Genomic DNA, 14,990 nt, shown 5'->3' on the forward strand with positions numbered 1-14,990 from the left:
AGCCAATAACAAGAACGAATGACAGGCCTAATCACGCTTTGCTAGAGCGGCCCGGCCACTGGCCACCAACTTAGCGCAATGCCGGCAAAAACCAGCAGCCCTGACCAGTAGTTATTCAAAAAAGCCTGAAAACACGGGTCGCGTTCACGATGCCGAATCAGGCGCTGTTGATGAATAAAGGTGGCCGCCATACCGGCAAGGCCCAGCCAGAAAAAACCACCCAGCCCCACACGAACACCCACAAAGGCTAACAGCACCAACGTCGCCAGTTGCAGTAATCCAATCATCAAGCGGTCTGCACTGCCAAACAGCACCGCCGTTGATTTAATACCAATTTTTAGGTCATCGTCACGGTCGACCATGGCGTATTGGGTATCGTAAGCAACCGTCCACAGTACGTTCGCAAAAAACAGCAACCAGGCTTCCACAGGTACATATCCCAGCACCGCCCCAAACGCCATGGGGATTGCCCACGAAAAAGCCGCCCCCAGCACCACCTGAGGAAGATGGGTGTAACGCTTCATAAAGGGGTAGATAAACGCCAGGACCACGCCACCAATCGACAGCAGCACCGTAAACCAGTTGGTCAGCAGCACTAACACAAACGCAACAGTGACCAGCCCAATAAACAGCAGTTTGGCTTCGGTTTCACTGATTCGCCCCGTCGCCAGTGGACGATGTTTCGTGCGCTTAACGTGGCCATCAACATGGCGGTCAGCGTAATCATTCACAACGCAGCCAGCAGCGCGCATAACATAAACACCTGCCACAAAAATAAGCAGCACGTTGCGACCAGGCACCCCGTTTGTAGCCACCCAAAGCGCCCATAAGGTAGGCCACATCAATAGCCAGGTACCAATGGGGCGGTCCAGGCGCATTAAGTGTAAAAAATCAGCGACTCGCGCCCATCCGACTGGCCGCAACAAAGAACGATCCATGCCTACCTCACGTAAAGAAGAGATGCCGAGCAAGCCTACCGCGAAGACAAACGAAGGTCATCTGCCATGGTGGATAAAAAGTACTCTTGTACAAGTAGCGATAACCCACCATGTTGAAACACTGAGCGCCGCCCCCAACGACTTTTCACGCCAGCAACCTGAGGGAAGGCAAAGCGTGGCGCACCGCTCGTAGCTTCAAGAGGGCCGCGTACTAAATCTGGCTGGCGAAACAGCCAACTGCCCAGCGAGCGCTCACCAAGTTGCTCCAATCGCTGGCCTTTTAGCTGTGTTAAGGGGGCAACCGAACGTGCGACCACCCAAGGGTTATCACCCACGCACAGGGCGACCTCCCTTAACCAGGCATAGCGACGAAGCTCAATCCCCAACGCCTGCGCTTCATCATGCAGAGGCACGCCGGCGCCTTGGCGCAGCAGGCGAACACGGAATGGTTGCCCTGCGCCTGCCGCTTGTAAGCGAGCCGTTAGCGAATCCGTAGACGCAACCCACTTCCACCAGGCAGCGCTCATGGCGGGGCGTAACGCAGCCACGGGCTGCCAAACAGGAAAGGCATACGCTTGCCGAAAAGAGAACGTCACCACCAGATACTCCTGGGCAAAAAACAGAGAAGCTAGTGTAACATGGTGGTCTTAAAAGCTTTTACGACACCGATTATTTGGGGATGGCATGCCTGCATCACATCCGGTTAGCAACCCGACTGGCCACGCTGAGTTGATCATCATTGGTACCGGCATGGCAGGCATTGGGCTTGCCCGTGCGCTACGTCGCCAAGGCGATAAGCGCTCGATTATTTTGGTGAGCGCAGACAGCGGCGAGGACTACAGCAAGCCGCTGTTATCTACCGGCTTTGCAAAACGCCTCTCGCCCAATCAGTTGGCCAGGCATTCAGCCACGGCACTGGCCGATGAATTGGATGCCCATGTGCTTACCCATACGTCAGTAGAGCACGTGACAACAGACACGCACACTGTACAGCTTAGCGACGGACAAACACTTGCCTACGATACACTGGTGCTGGCGATCGGTGCTGAATCCCGGGTGCCTTTTGACATTCCAGAAAGCGTTGCTCGCTACTGCTTTACCATTAACGATCTCGACGACTATCGTCTGCTTCATCACGCGCTGAGTGAGCGCCCCACGCGCATTGCCGTTATCGGCGCAGGATTAGTCGGCTGTGAATTTGCCAACGACCTGCATGCAGGTGGCCATCAAGTCACCCTGATTGCTCCAGAGGCCACGCCGTTACCCAAGCTATTACCAGAACCGCTGGGGTTTGCGCTGAGTGATGCCTTTCAGGAAGCCGGCATAAAGCTTGCGCTTCACCGCACGATTAAAGAGTTAGCCCCGAATAATGACAGCACTGTTCGTCTAACGCTTAGCAACGATGACATCGTCAACGCCGATGTTATTTTACTGGCAACCGGCCTTACGCCAAGAACCGCGCTGGCAAAGGCCGCTGGGCTTGCCGTTTCACCACAAGGTATTCAGGTAGACCGATATTTGCGCACTTCGCACCCGCATATTTATGCCTTGGGCGATGTTGCTTGCATAGAAGGCATCAATGCCATGTACGTCCAGCCATTACAAGCCAGTGCCAAAGCACTCTCGGCAACGCTTACCGGCTCACCAACGCAGGTCAGCTTTGGCGCCTGGCCCATCATTGTGAAAACGCCGCTATTGCCCGTAGTGGCCTATCCGCCTTCGGCGATACTCGAACACTGGCGAATTGAGGGCGAAGGGGGTGATATGACGGCGCTTGCCGAAGATAAAGACGGGAATTTAGTCGGTTTTGCGTTGACAGGCGGCTGCGTGAGACGGAAAGTGGAGCTTTCCCGGGCAGCTCCCGCACTGCTGGGCTGATTTTTATCGCGCTCACGTCTAGGCTGGATAAGCTAGCCCAGTCTAGTGAGCACTTTTAACAACACCGCTATGCTTTACGCTTAACGTTAATGAGGGGAACTTCCTATGCGCAAACCTGAACTCGCCGCTGCCATCGCTGAGAGTGCCGACTTATCCAAGGACAAAGCAGGCCAGGTCCTGAATGTTATTCTGGATGAAATCACCAACAGCGTTGCGAAAGGCGAAGATGTGGCATTGATTGGTTTTGGTACCTTTACCGTACGTGAGCGTGCAGCGCGTACCGGCAAAAACCCGCAAACGGGTGCGCCTTTACAAATTCCGGCTAGCAAAAATGTTGCCTTTAAGCCGGGTAAAGCGCTTAAGGACGCCGTTTCCTAATGAAACTCAAGCTGACGCTGTGGCTATTGAGCCTAATGCTCAAACGTGCCCTGCGCCGCAAGCCGCGCTTTCGTGAGCAGCTTGAAAGGATGCGTCACTTGGACTGGGGCATTGCTACAGAAGACTTGAGCATTGCTCGCTACTACCGGATGGCCCCCAAAGGGATCTCTTCTGGTAAAGGCCTGCCAGTCGATTTGGATCTTGAATTGCGCTTTCGCGATCAGGAAGCCGCATTACGTATCCTTAGAAAGCCAACGCAGCAAGCTTTCCTCGATGGAATGCTCAACGGCGAGGTACGCCTTGTCGGTGACTCCACCGATATGAACAAGCTGCAAAAACTGCTGAAGTATTTATAACGCTTCTTCCAGCGGTTCTACCCGCCACCCATAGGTGGCGGGTTCCTACTCGTTTCACCTGCCTTTCTCCCGCCATAATGTTTGCACAGCGCTTTTTAAACACATTTTAAACAGGTCTTTTGCGTTTATTCCCGCTAACGTTAGCGCTATTAATGCCATGAACGGACCGCTATGACCGTATCCAGGAAAAAAACGACAGGCTTAACGATTGCCCACTTGCCTGAGGGAGAGTTGCGTTGCGAGCACATCGAAAAGACAGTGATTAGCCTGCCAGACATAACGCGATTACTGCTAAAACCTCTCGCGATCAGCGTTGACCCCTACATGCGCACGCGGATGCAGCCCAGCGGGTATGACTATATTGAGCGCTGGAAGGCTGGCAGCACCCTATCAGGCTGGACCATGGCCGAGGTAGTTATCAGCAGTGAGCCGGGGTTTAAGCAGGGCGACCTCGTCGTGGGCCACCTCCCCATGCAGGAGCTCATTGCCGCTGACGGACAGCACCTAATACGCGTACCGGCGGGCAGTGACCCCGAAGCCTACTTGCATCCACTAGGAATGACGGGGTTTACTGCCTGGGTAGGTATGCAGTTACTGGGGCAGCCCACCGCTGAAGATACCGTACTGGTAAGTGCCGCTGCCGGTGCGGTTGGCTCTATTGCCGCACAGCTTGCACAGCGCCAAGGGGCAAACGTGATCGTGACGGCCGGGCGTACCGACAAGCGTGACTGGCTGCACCGTTTGGGATTCAAGACCGTACTTAATCACCGCAGTCCTGATTACGCCAGGCAACTCAATAACGCGGCGCCTTTCGGTATTACGCTCAATTTTGAAAATATCGGGGGCAGCGCTTTTACTGCTGCGATTGACGCAATGAGACCGAATGGACGCCTCGTGCTTTGCGGGTTAGTAAGCCAATATCAAACTCGCAACCCGCGTAAAAGCCCGGATAATTTTGCGCAGCTGAGGCAAAAAAAGGTCGCAATCCATCCCTTTGTCGTGCCCGATTATCTAACGCATTGGAACGACTTTCAGCGCTTTATGGCGCCTTTGGTTGGTCAAAAAAATATCACATGGCGGCTCGATAAAGTAAGCGGTGGACTCGACAGCGTGGCTCCAGCGCTCATTGGGTTGCTCAATGGCGATAATATAGGCAAGCGTGTGGTCGAATGGTAGGAGCTTATCTGCTCCAAAAACGCATAACGTGATAACCCCGAAGCCATAGCAACGAACCAGCCCAAGAGCTTATACTAAAGTCTAACAGCAACTGACAATAAGAGCGTCTATGCCTATTTCACTGCCGCTTCGGCGTCTTTGGACACTTGATAAGTTTGCCTATAGCCTGCGCGTTTTTATCGCATTCAGCGCAGCCCTGCTATTTAGCCTTTATTTTGGCGACATCGCCCTGGTAATACCGCTGTTTCTGGGCATTATCGCCTGCGCGCTCTCCGAAACCGATGACAGCTGGCAAGGCCGATTACAGGCACTGCTGGTAACCCTGGTATGTTTTACCTCAGCCTCATTTATCGTGCAGTGGCTGTTTCCTTGGCCATGGCTGTTTGCGCTGGGGCTGGGAGTATCCACGTTCACCCTCATCATGTTGGGCGCTATCGGCCAGCGATACGCCACGATTGCCTCAGGCACGCTGATTTTATCGATCTACTCAATGATCAATATTGAGCAGCACGGCGGTGTGGATGCCGATGTGGCCTCACGCCAGTTGCTGCTGCTGGCGGGTGCGGCCTGGTACGGGGTTATTTCCGTTGTCTGGTGTATTCTTTTTTCTCGTCAACCCGTCAAGCAGAGCATGGCGCGCGTGTACAAGGCGCTGGGCGAATTTCTGATTCTCAAATCAGCGCTGTTTGAACCCGTACGCGGGGTCGATGTAGAAGCCCGTCGCGTGGCGCTGGCACGCCAGAACGGGAAAGTGGTGGATGCCCTCAACCAGGCAAAAGAGATGATTTTTCGTCGTCTGGAAGGCCAACGTGGAAGCCAAAAGCTTAACCGTTACCTGCAGATATACTTTATTGCTCAGGATATTCATGAACGGGCAAGCTCGACCCATTACCCCTACAGCGCCCTCACCGAAGCATTTTTTCATCACGACGTGCTGTTTCGCTGCCAGCGGCTTTTGGATCAGCAGGGCCGTGCCTGTCGTCAGTTAGCCAAATCGTTACTGCTTAAGCGCCCTTTTGACCATGAGCAGAGTGAACAAGCCTTGGCCGACCTTAGGGCCTCTATCGATAATTTGAGCGAACGCGGCAAACCCGAATGGCGCAAACTGATGCGCCCGCTTAATGCGCTGGCGGACAACCTCGCGACGCTCGAAGCACAGATCGCCAGTGCTCATAATCCGGATACCACCAGCGACCGCGGAGATAGCGCGCTCTATGATCGTTCGCCCTCCAGCCTGCTGGAAGCGTGGAAGCGAGTACAGCTCAACTTTACGCTTGGCTCCCCCACCTTTCGCCACGCGGTACGCCTGACAACCGCGCTCATCGCGGGCTACGGCCTGCTTCAGTGGCTGGACCCCGAACAAGGCTTCTGGATTTTGCTGACTACCCTGTTTGTATGTCGGCCTAACTTCGCCACGACGCGACGCTTTCTTTCCCAACGCATTTTGGGCACGGTACTTGGCCTTACGGCAGGCTGGGTGTCGATCAGCCTGTTTCCCCAGCCAAGCGTGCAGAGCGTGATTGCGGTGGTCGCTGGCGTCACCTTTTTTGCCAACCGGGAAAAACGCTATGTCGTGGCGACAGCCTCCATCACTTTGCTGGTGCTGTGCAGCTTTAACCAGGTAGGCGACGGCTTCGACCTTATCTGGCCGCGCCTGTTTGACACCTTAATTGGCTCGCTGATTGCAGGGCTAGCGGTGTTTTTTATTCTGCCCGATTGGCAGGGCCGCCGGCTGTATCGGGAAGCGGCGAAGACAATTACCAACCACCGCCGCTATCTGGATGAAATCATTCATCAGTATGAAGAGGGCAAGCAGGACGACCTTGCGTACCGCTTGGCACGGCGCAATGCCCACAATGCCGATGCCGCGCTTTCTACCCTGCTCACCAATATGCTTCACGAGCCGGGCCACTACCGCAAACAGGATGCCGATAATGGCCTACGCTTTTTGGTGCTCTCCAATACGCTGCTTAGTCACCTCTCGGCCCTGGGCGCCCACCGGCACCGCTTGCTGGAAGGCGAGGATGACGCCGCCTTGATGCCATCCGCTAAACGGATCAGCGAACTTCTTGACCAGCTTGCCGAGCAGTTGGACAAGCGTCAGCTGGTTGCACCGCTCAATGAGCCCGTCAGCGAGCTACTCACACAGTTGGATGAGTCCGGCGCGGCGAACCCGGACGAACAGGCCATGGTGATGTATCGCCCTATTCAAAGCCAGCTACGCCTCATCACCGAACAGCTAGCACCTTTGGGCGAGGCGGCTAATCGCTTGACCCGCACATCAACCTCCATCGAGGAAGCTACCCGTCCTAACGCTAGCGTTTAAACGCATCGTGACTGACCGCTACACCTGCCCGTAGCGGCCTGCGGCTTCGCCCAACCACCGCCGCACTAGTACGGCGGTTATTTGCGGTTCGCTTTGCAGCTCGCACGCTAACGCGGTGACGCGCTCTAAAAGGTCAGCATCGCGTTCCAGATCAGCAATTTTCATCTGCGCCAGGCCCGTTTGCCGGGTGCCTAACACCTCGCCCGGGCCGCGGATTTCCAGATCTTTTTCAGCGATACGGAAACCATCGGTGGTCTCACGCATGACACTTAGGCGCTGGCGGGAGCTTTTGGAGAGCGGCGGGTGATAAAGCAGTACACAGAAGCTTTCCGTGCTCCCTCGGCCCACGCGACCACGCAGTTGGTGAAGCTGGGAAAGCCCCAGACGTTCCGGATTTTCAATAATCATCAGGCTGGCGTTAGGTACATCTACTCCCACTTCAATCACCGTGGTGGCTACCAACAGATCCAGTTCGCCCTCTTTAAAAGCAGCCATCACGTCGGCCTTCTCGCTGGCCTTCATTCGCCCGTGGATCAAGCCAATGGCAAGCTCCGGTAACGCATCGGTTAGTTCCTGACAGGTGACTTCCGCCGCCTGGCACTGCAGCACTTCGGACTCATCAATCAGCGTGCACACCCAATAGGCCTGGCGACCATCGCTGCAGGCACGGCGAATCCGCTCAACAACCTCCGGGCGGCGCTCATCAGACACCACCACGGTTTTAACCGGCGTACGCCCCGGCGGTAGCTCATCAATCACCGAGACATCCAGGTCCGCATAGGCGCTCATGGCCAGCGTGCGAGGAATAGGTGTCGCGGTCATGATCAACTGATGTGGCGTTAACCCACCCGCTTCGCCTTTTTCACGCAGAGCCAGGCGTTGGTGAACCCCAAAGCGGTGCTGTTCATCGATAATGGCCAGCCCTAGGCACTGAAAATGAACATCGTCCTGGAATAGCGCGTGGGTGCCAACCACCATACGTGCGCGGCCATCGGCGATGGCTGCCTTCGCATCCAGGCGGGTTTTGCCCTTTAATTTACCTGCAAGCCAAGCGACTTCAATGCCCAGTGGCTCAAACCACGCTTTAAACGCCCGGTAGTGCTGCTCAGCAAGGATTTCGGTAGGTGCCATTATTGCCGCTTGGCAATTGCCTGCCAGGGCCGCTAGTGCTGCCATGGCGGCCACCACGGTTTTCCCCGATCCCACATCACCTTGCACCAGGCGCAGCATGGGGGCGGGACGGCTTAAGTCCAGCGCAATTTCCTCAAGCACTCGCCTCTGGGCCCCCGTTAAGGCAAACGGCAGCTGAGCTAAAAAGCGTGCCTGAAGGCTGCGCCCGGAAGGCAGCTGAGGGGCGCCGTCGGCCTGAATACGCAGGCGCACTTCACGCAGGCTAAGCTGATGCGCTAAAAGCTCTTCCAACGCTAAACGGCGCGTGGCGGCATGCTGGCCGCTGGTCAGCTTTTCGATGTCCACATCGGGCGGGGGTTGATGCAGCAAATGTAGGCAGGCGTGCAGCCCCGGCAGGTGAAAACGCTGACGCAGCGCGTCAGGAATGACATCGGGTAGCGCTTCGGGCGCGCTATCCAGCAGGCCAAGCGCTTGCTGCGTCAATGCTCGCAAGCGGGCTTGATTCAAGCCTTCGGTGGCGGGGTAGATGGGGGTAAAATACTCATCGACCGGCGTTTCACCCGCCGTATTCAAGCGATATTCGGGATGATAAATTTCTAGCCCGGTGGCCCCGGCCCGCGCTTCTCCAAACGCACGAACCGAAACGCCCGGGTGTAACTGCTGCTGTTGGACAGGCGAAAAATGAAAAAATCGTAGGCTTAGAATACCGCTACCATCGCGCAGGCGCACCAGCAGGCTTCTCCGTCGCCCTTTAACGACGTCCGAGGCAGTCACTTCACCCTCAATCACGGCTTCCTGCCCAGCGCGTAGCAGGCCGATTGGCGTTAATCGAGTGCGATCCTGATAGCGTAGCGGCAGGTGAAAAAGCAGATCGCTCACGTGTTCAATGCCCAACCGCGAAAGCTTGAGCGCCAACGCTTCACCAACGCCTTTAAGCGCAGTGACGGGGCCATTAAGATCGCTCATGAGCGCGCTTTACCCTTTTGGGCAGGCTGCTTGCACTGGCTGATGGCATCCACTAGGGCATCGATCGCTTTAGGGCGCGGGAAGCTGGCTCGCCAGGCGATCGCTACCGTCCGTGAAGGGGCAGGGTCTACAAAGGGCCGACTCTCAAGCATCGCGTTTTCATACTGATCGGTGCCTAACGCTGACTGCGGCAATACGGTAATGCCTAGCCGTGACGCCACCATATGCCGAATGGTTTCCAGCGAGCCACCCTCGGCAATCAAGGTGTTATTCGGGTTGTTAAGCTTTTGGGTAATCGCCGGGCACGCCTCAAGAATCTGGTCTCTAAAGCAGTGGCCTTCACCCAACAGCAGCAAGCGCTCTTCCAGCAGCTCCTCTTTACGAATAGCTTCGCGCTCTACCCAGCGGTGATTTGCCGGTATCAAGACTTCAAACTGCTCTTCGTAAATAGGCTTGGTCACAATATCGGTGTCCGTGAACGGCAGTGCCACAATAATGACATCCAGCTCGCCATTTTTTAACTTGGCACGTAACGTTCCGGTCATACCTTCTTCAATATACAGCGGCATTTGCGGCGCAATATCAGCAAGAGCAGGAATCAGGTGCGGAAACAAGTAGGGACCAATCGTGTAAATAGCCCCAATGCGTAGTGGATTGGATAGCTGATCCTTACCCGCGTTGGCCATTTCATAAATCAGCCGGCTTTGCTCCAGCACGCGCTGGGCCTGAGCAATGATCTTCTCACCAAGGGGGGTTACCTGAATCGTGGATTTGGAGCGCTCAAACAGCGGTATATCAAGCTCCTCCTCCAGTTTTTTCACCGCCACAGAAAGCGTGGGCTGCGACACATGGCAGCGTTCAGCCGCGCGACCAAAGTGGCGTTCCTGGGCAAGGGTTACGATGTAGCGAAGTTCTGTTAAAGTCATAACGGCGCCAGTGGGCATCCTCTCGTAGCAGCTCATGACGAATATCATGGCAGTCAGCGGGACGAAAAGGGACAGGAAATCCTGATGACGATGTCACATCTCGCAACGAGTTTGTATCCAATAGGGAATATTTATCAAAAGGAGTGGACAAGGTGAAGCTAACGATACTGATTATCGGTTGTGGCGATCTCGGCATTACCTTAGGACGCGAGCTGATTGATGAGGGGCACCGCGTCATTGGCGTACGTCGTAAAACGGCTGTTTTAAAAGACACCGGCATTGAACCCCTGGCACTTGACCTTAATGATCTTGATGAGGCCAATGCATCTGCACTCCCCCAAGCGGACTACGTCATTTATAGCGTAAGCGCTGACCGCTTTGAAGAGAGCGCCTACCAAAGCGCCTATCCGGACGGTCTAAAACGCGTACTGAACGTGATGGAACAGCACAAAAAATCGCCGCGCCGGGTCTTTTTTGTCTCCTCTACCAGTGTATATGGTCAGCAGGAAGGCGAAGAGGTGACCGAGGATAGCCCAATCGGACCCACCAGCTTCTCCGGCATGCTGATGCATGAAGCGGAGCAACTGCTGCTTAACCATCCGCTACCCGGCACCGTGGTACGTTTTTCAGGCATTTATGGGCCTGGCCGTGACCGCTTGATTCATCAGGTAGCGGAAGGCCGTATCGCTGCGGTTACGCCCGTTATCTACTCCAACCGCATTCATCGGGATGACTGCACCGGTATTCTGGCGCATTTAATTCGCCGTCAGGAAAGCGGTCAATCACTGGCGGAACTTTACCTGGGTAGCGACTGCGAGCCGGTCACGCTGCATAACGTGATGGCCTGGATCGGCAAGCAGCTGAAGGTGGAATCAACCGATACCATGCAATCGCCGCTGCGCCGCCGGGCCAGTAAGCGCTGTAACAACCAACGTATCCTCGAAACCGGCTATCAGTTTAGCTACCCCAGCTACCGTGAAGGTTACGCTCAGATACTCAAAGAGGGCGGCTTTTTGGAGACACAGAAAGCCTGATTGAAAAACTCCGGGTAAAAAAGCGTTAATTCAGATAGCAAAACAGTCGATAGCAGACGAGATAATCAATACGCAAACACCGGCGGGGCGTTTAACGCTCAGCCGGTGTTTTTTATAGCGGAAACGTCGTTAACGGTTTAGTCGCCGATGACCATTACGGCTTCGGCTTCTACCTGGCTGCCTTTAGGCAGCGCTTTAACACCCACCGCGGCGCGGGCAGGAAACGGTGTAGAGAAAAACTCTTCCATTACTTTGTTAACGATGGCGAAGTTATCCAGGTCGACCAGGTACAAATTCAGTTTCACCACATCGCCAAGCGAGCCTGCGGCTTCTTCGCAAACGGCTTTCAGGTTGGTAAATACCTGACGTGCCTGTGCTTCGAAATCCTCGGAGACCAGCTCCATGGTCGCTGGGTCTAGCGGAATTTGACCAGAGAGATAGACCGTATTACCTGCTTTGATCGCCTGCGAGTAAGGGCCAATCGCGGCAGGGGCTTTGTCAGTATTAATAACGGCTTTATTGCTCATGCGGTGTTTCGCTCCTCAGTTATTTAGTACTCGTCGTTATTCAGTACCAGTCATTATTAAGCGTTAATTATCCAACCAGCGTGTTTGTATAAGGTTTAAAAGGGATACTGTTTTTTTCCAAAATAGGGTTAATGACCGCAATAGCGTTACGTGGCCGGTGCCGAATGGCAGTTCGGCCAGGCCGCTTTAAATGGATTTAATTGGTCATACGGGTAATTTTGACGACGTTCGGCAAATTACGAATGCGCTTGATAATACGTGCAAGGTGAACGCGGCCCTTGACCGACAGCGTTAGATTAACCGTAGAGAGGCGCGCGTCGCGCTCCTCAATGCCGATTCGCTCAATATTAGCATCAGCATCGGTCACCAGCCCTGCAAGCTCCGCGACGAGGCCTCGGTGGCTTTCAATTTCAATCCGCAGTGCCACCGGGAAATCTTCATCAATCGCATCAGACCACTCAAGCGTAAACAGCTTATCAGGGTCGTTTTTATGCTCTGTCAGGTTTCTGCACTCGGCGCGATGCACCACCAGCCCTTTGCCCATGGAAAGGTGACCCAACACCGGGTCGCCCGGAAGCGGGTGGCAACAGCGAGCAAAGTTAATCACCATGCCCTCGCTACCGCTAATCAGCACGGCTTTACCGCCATCAAAGGTACCTGAACGGGAATCGAGAAGATCATCATGAGCGACATCTATCAAGCGCCTGGCGACCACATTCGCCATACGGTTGCCCAGGCCCAGCGACTCCAGAAGGCTATCCTGTGAGGCTATTTCCAGCTCTTTTAACGCTTGCTGAAGTACGCTGTCGTCAAGCTCTTCCAGGCTGGTTTCAAACGGCGCCAGCGCCTTGTTAAGGAGCCGCCGACCAAGCGTAATCGCTTCGGTTTGCTGCTGATGCTTCAGCGCGTGGCGAATAGCCGAGCGCGCTTTGGCCGTCGAGACAAAGCTAAGCCAGGCAAGGTTGGGGCGTGCGCCGGGTGCGGTGATAATTTCCAGCGTTTGGCCGCTTTCCACGCGTGTTGACAGCGGCGCCAGATGACGGTCAATTCGGCAGGCAATACAGTTATTGCCGATATCGGTATGCACGCTGTAGGCAAAGTCGATCACCGTGGCGCCTTGGGGCAGCTCCATGATGTCGCCTTTTGGGGTAAACACGTAGATGTCATCGGGGAACAGATCATTTTTGACGTGTTCGATAAACTCCAATGAGTTCCCCGCGTGGCGCTGCATTTCCAATAGGCCTTTCACCCAAGCTCGGGCGCGCGCATGGCTGCCTTCGGCAATCGGATGCGTGGTCTGCCCCGCTTTATAGAGCCAGTGAGCAGCAATACCGTTATTGGCCATGGCCTCCATTTCGCGGGTGCGGATCTGCACTTCAATCGGCATGCCGCGCGGCCCAAACAGCGTAGTGTGGAGACTTTGATAGCCGTTGGCCTTGGGGATGGCGATATAGTCTTTAAAGCGCCCAGGCACCGGCTTATACAGATTATGCACCACGCCCAGGATACGATAGCAGTTGGCGACATCCTCAGTAATGATCCGAAACCCGAATACGTCCATGATTTCAGCAAACGGTTTACGCTGGTCGCGCATCTTTTTATAGATCGAGAGCAGATGCTTTTGCCGCCCCATGACCGTGCCCTGCAACGCCTCTTCATCCAGGCTTTGCTGCAGTGACGACTGGATTTCACGCATGGCGCTACGCCGATTCCCCCGGGCGCTGGCGACCGCTCGCTTGATACGCTCTGAACGCATGGGGTGAATGGCTTGAAACGAGAGGTCTTCAAGCTCAATACGAATCGTATTGATGCCTAGCCGCCCGGCAATACGAGCGTAAATTTCCAGTGTTTCTCGGGCAATACGGCGTTTTTTATCCGGCCTGAGCGCACCAAGCGTACGCATGTTATGCAGGCGGTCAGCAAGCTTGACGATAATGACGCGAATATCCCGCGACATCGCCAACACCATCTTCTGGAAGTTTTCCGCTTGGGCAACGGCTTTATCTTCAAAGGTGATTTGGGTCAGCTTGGAAACGCCATCGACAAGCTCCGCCACCGGGTTGCCGAACTGGGCCGCCAACGCCTTTTTGGAAACACCGGTATCTTCAATGACATCATGCAGCATGGTGGCCATCAGGCTTTGATGGTCCATGTGCATATTGGCCAGAATATTGGCCACAGCAAGCGGATGGGTAACGTAGGGCTCACCCGAGCGCCGACGCTGACCATCATGGGCCTGCTCAGCGTAATAAAAGGCGCGCTTGACCTGCTGGATCTCGTCTGAGGGTAAATAGCCGCCGAGTCGATCGGCCAGGTCATCAATGGTGAACATTTACCGCGCCCCTGCTCGTTTCAGCCTTAGTCGTCGATTTGGGCGCTGGGCGCCATGGCGGGACGCACGCGAACAGGCGCTTCAACAGGTTCGTCGAGTACGGTGTGATCCACGAGGCCTGCTGCAATTTCACGCAATGCCATCACGGTAGGCTTATCGTTTTCCCAAGCCAACTGGGCATCACGCGAGCCACGTGCCAATTGGCGGGCGCGCTGGGTGGAAATCATCACCAACTTGAAGCGGTTTTCGACATTTTCCAGACAATCTTCAACGGTTACGCGAGCCATGGGGCCTTCCTGTAATGACGACGCTGGGCCGGCGTTGTTGGATAACGCCGCCGACCCAGCGAGAAAAAGAATAGTAATAGAACCTGATAGATTACTCGACGCTGGGCGCCTGTGACAAGAGCGCATCCAGTAGCGGTGCATGGCGCTCGCTAACCTTGGTAAGCGTTAAGCGGCGACTGATCACCAGCGACTGCAGTTCCTGAAACGCCGTGGTGAAGTCATCGTTAATTACCAGGTAGTCATACTCATTAAAGTGTGACATCTCGCTAACCGCATCACGCATGCGCCGTGCAATCACTGCATGCTCATCCGTACCGCGATTCGCCAAGCGGTGCTCCAGCTCGCCAAGCGATGGCGGCAGAATAAAGATGGATACCGCCTCAGGCATTTGTTCGCGTACCTGCTGCGCGCCCTGCCAGTCGATTTCCAGAATAACATCCTGGCCCGCTTTCAACAGCGTTTGGACCGCCTCGCGCGACGTGCCATAGTAATTATCGAAGACTTTGGCATACTCAAAAAAGTCGCCACGCTTAATCATCGCTTCAAAGTCAGCCACCGTGGTGAAATGATAATTAACGCTATCCACCTCACCGTCACGCTTAACGCGTGTAGTATGCGATACCGAGACCTGAATGCCATCAAGGCTTTCAATCAACTCGCGAACCAGACTGGTTTTGCCTGCACCCGACGGGGCGGAAACAATAAAAAGCGTACCTTGGGACATACAGCGCTTCC

Annotated in this window: 14 protein-coding genes; 6 read left to right on the forward strand and 8 right to left on the reverse strand. The window is 55.0% G+C overall.

Features of this window, described 5'->3' with window-relative positions:
• Positions 1-41 precede the first annotated feature (41 nt).
• Together ubiA and ACT3T6_RS06225 are read right to left on the reverse strand one after the other, a co-directional pair.
• Positions 42-938, reverse strand: coding sequence for a 4-hydroxybenzoate octaprenyltransferase (ubiA, locus tag ACT3T6_RS06220; protein WP_192526814.1), 897 nt, complete (start codon positions 936-938; stop codon positions 42-44).
• A 35-nt stretch (positions 939-973) separates the two neighbouring features.
• Positions 974-1,537, reverse strand: coding sequence for a chorismate--pyruvate lyase family protein (locus ACT3T6_RS06225; RefSeq protein WP_192526813.1), 564 nt, complete (start codon positions 1,535-1,537; stop codon positions 974-976).
• 85 nt (positions 1,538-1,622) lie between these two features.
• On the opposite strand from ACT3T6_RS06225, the gene ACT3T6_RS06230 reads away from it, so the two are divergent.
• The 5 genes from ACT3T6_RS06230 to yccS all read left to right on the forward strand — a co-directional run bounded on the left by ACT3T6_RS06230 (position 1,623) and on the right by yccS (position 7,052).
• Positions 1,623-2,816, forward strand: a complete 1,194-nt coding sequence (locus ACT3T6_RS06230; protein WP_192526812.1) for an NAD(P)/FAD-dependent oxidoreductase — start codon at positions 1,623-1,625, stop codon at positions 2,814-2,816.
• Positions 2,817-2,921: 105 nt separating this feature from the next.
• Positions 2,922-3,194 (forward strand): HU family DNA-binding protein, encoded by a 273-nt coding sequence (locus ACT3T6_RS06235; RefSeq protein WP_018918476.1) that lies wholly within the window; start codon positions 2,922-2,924, stop codon positions 3,192-3,194.
• Positions 3,194-3,550, forward strand: a complete 357-nt coding sequence (locus ACT3T6_RS06240) for a hypothetical protein (RefSeq protein WP_087110291.1) — start codon at positions 3,194-3,196, stop codon at positions 3,548-3,550. The genes ACT3T6_RS06235 and ACT3T6_RS06240 overlap by 1 nt, the downstream gene beginning before the upstream one ends.
• 171 nt (positions 3,551-3,721) lie before the next feature.
• Positions 3,722-4,726 (forward strand): MDR family NADP-dependent oxidoreductase, encoded by a 1,005-nt coding sequence (locus ACT3T6_RS06245; RefSeq protein WP_192526811.1) that lies wholly within the window; start codon positions 3,722-3,724, stop codon positions 4,724-4,726.
• 109 nt (positions 4,727-4,835) lie between these two features.
• Positions 4,836-7,052, forward strand: coding sequence for a YccS family putative transporter (gene yccS / locus ACT3T6_RS06250; protein WP_192526810.1), 2,217 nt, complete (start codon positions 4,836-4,838; stop codon positions 7,050-7,052).
• 18 nt (positions 7,053-7,070) lie between these two features.
• Here yccS and recG read toward each other — a convergent pair whose 3' ends face one another.
• The gene (recG, locus tag ACT3T6_RS06255) at positions 7,071-9,149 is read right to left on the reverse strand and encodes an ATP-dependent DNA helicase RecG (protein ID WP_192526809.1); all 2,079 of its coding nucleotides are present in this window, start codon (positions 9,147-9,149) and stop codon (positions 7,071-7,073) included.
• The gene (locus ACT3T6_RS06260; protein ID WP_192526808.1) at positions 9,146-10,075 is read right to left on the reverse strand and encodes a hydrogen peroxide-inducible genes activator; all 930 of its coding nucleotides are present in this window, start codon (positions 10,073-10,075) and stop codon (positions 9,146-9,148) included. The genes recG and ACT3T6_RS06260 overlap by 4 nt, the downstream gene beginning before the upstream one ends.
• Before the next feature lie 152 nt (positions 10,076-10,227).
• On the opposite strand from ACT3T6_RS06260, the gene ACT3T6_RS06265 reads away from it, so the two are divergent.
• On the forward strand, positions 10,228-11,109 hold the full coding sequence (locus ACT3T6_RS06265; RefSeq protein ID WP_192526807.1) for an SDR family oxidoreductase: 882 nt from the start codon (positions 10,228-10,230) through the stop codon (positions 11,107-11,109).
• Positions 11,110-11,246: 137 nt separating this feature from the next.
• Here the strand turns inward: ACT3T6_RS06265 and ACT3T6_RS06270 are convergent, their stop codons facing one another.
• The 4 genes from ACT3T6_RS06270 to gmk form a co-directional block, all read right to left on the reverse strand.
• Entirely contained in the window at positions 11,247-11,636 is a 390-nt protein-coding gene (locus ACT3T6_RS06270) for a RidA family protein (RefSeq protein WP_087110278.1), read from the reverse strand.
• A gap of 196 nt (positions 11,637-11,832) precedes the next feature.
• On the reverse strand, positions 11,833-13,968 hold the full coding sequence (locus ACT3T6_RS06275) for a RelA/SpoT family protein (protein ID WP_193054065.1): 2,136 nt from the start codon (positions 13,966-13,968) through the stop codon (positions 11,833-11,835).
• A 26-nt stretch (positions 13,969-13,994) separates the two neighbouring features.
• The gene (gene rpoZ / locus ACT3T6_RS06280; RefSeq protein ID WP_087110274.1) at positions 13,995-14,255 is read right to left on the reverse strand and encodes a DNA-directed RNA polymerase subunit omega; all 261 of its coding nucleotides are present in this window, start codon (positions 14,253-14,255) and stop codon (positions 13,995-13,997) included.
• 91 nt (positions 14,256-14,346) lie between these two features.
• Entirely contained in the window at positions 14,347-14,979 is a 633-nt protein-coding gene (gene gmk, locus ACT3T6_RS06285) for a guanylate kinase (RefSeq protein WP_192526806.1), read from the reverse strand.
• Between the last annotated feature and the right edge of the window lie 11 nt (positions 14,980-14,990).

The sequence above is a fragment of the Halomonas sp. 72 genome, assembly GCF_052379785.1.
GTDB classification, from domain to species: domain Bacteria; phylum Pseudomonadota; class Gammaproteobacteria; order Pseudomonadales; family Halomonadaceae; genus Vreelandella; species Vreelandella citrativorans.